Annotated in this window: 1 protein-coding gene; it reads right to left on the reverse strand. The window is 45.1% G+C overall.

The genetic code is table 11. The annotated features are described in order from the left end of the window. Nucleotides 1-9: 9 nt before the first annotated feature. The gene (locus H9647_RS25560; protein ID WP_191805312.1) at nucleotides 10-966 is read right to left on the reverse strand and encodes an IS30 family transposase; all 957 of its coding nucleotides are present in this window, start codon (nucleotides 964-966) and stop codon (nucleotides 10-12) included. Nucleotides 967-1,078: the final 112 nt, after the last annotated feature.

The following is a 1,078-nucleotide window of genomic DNA, read 5'->3' on the forward strand; positions in this document are numbered from 1 at the left end:
GACGGATTGTCAATCCAAGTGCGACACTTCTTCTTCAAATGATTCGTGAGCTGTTTTCCAACCTAAACATTTCCTTGGTCTGCTGTTAATGAGATGGAGGGCGTGTGCTAATTCTTCCTCAGTCACTTCTGCAAAGTCCTTTCCTTTTGGGAAGAACTCTCGAAGGAGCCCATTTCCATTCTCATTGGAGCCTCGCTGCCATGAGGAATACGGATCTGCAAAATACACCTTCATACCATGTAACTCTTCCAGTTCATGATAGCATGCGAACTCTTTACCGCGGTCAACGGTAGCCGTTTGAAAAGTACCAATAGGGTACTGTGCAGCAGCTACACCTACAGCGATTTCCATGGATAATGAAGTACGATCTGGCATTTTAATAGCGGTGTACAGTCTTGTTTTTCGCTCGATACATGTAGCAACACAAGCCTTGCTTTTTCCTCGGCTAGAGACGACCGTGTCCAGTTCCCAATGCCCAAAGGTTTCTCGGGAGCGAATCTCGTTAGGTCGTTGTTTGATAGAAGTACCTACGAGGAAGCGACCTCGTCTTTCTTGAGGCTTCTGTCTCTTTCCTTTATGTCTTAACTGCTGAACTGTAGTGCGAATCAAACGACCTTCATAAAGCCAACGATAAATTGTTTTGAACGAAACCATGGGCTGGTTTTTCAGACAATAACGCATAGAAATTTGCTCAGGAGACCAGGTTTCATGAAGTCGCTGCTCAATTTCTTTCCTAATTATCTCCGTCCACTTCCCTCGACGTTTCTGAGCTTGGCGAAGATGATGATAACGATGCTCTGATGCAGCCGCTTGGTAACCATTCGGATTCTGATTTTTCTTCAGTTCCCGACTGATCGTGGAGTGGTGGCGGTTCAATTCGCGAGCAATGGCTCGAGCAGACAGCCCCAGTTGATGTAATACTTCTAGTTTACTGCGTTCAATTATGCTAAGATGTCTGTAGCTCATGGACTGATTCTCCTGTGTGAATGTTGTTGTGGTGACTCTATTCTACACGAATCAGGCCATGGGCCATTTTTATTTTTTGAGCAAGGTGTCGCACTTCATATTACAATCTGTC

The organism is Paenibacillus gallinarum, assembly GCF_014836635.1.
In the GTDB taxonomy this organism is placed as follows: domain Bacteria; phylum Bacillota; class Bacilli; order Paenibacillales; family Paenibacillaceae; genus Paenibacillus; species Paenibacillus gallinarum.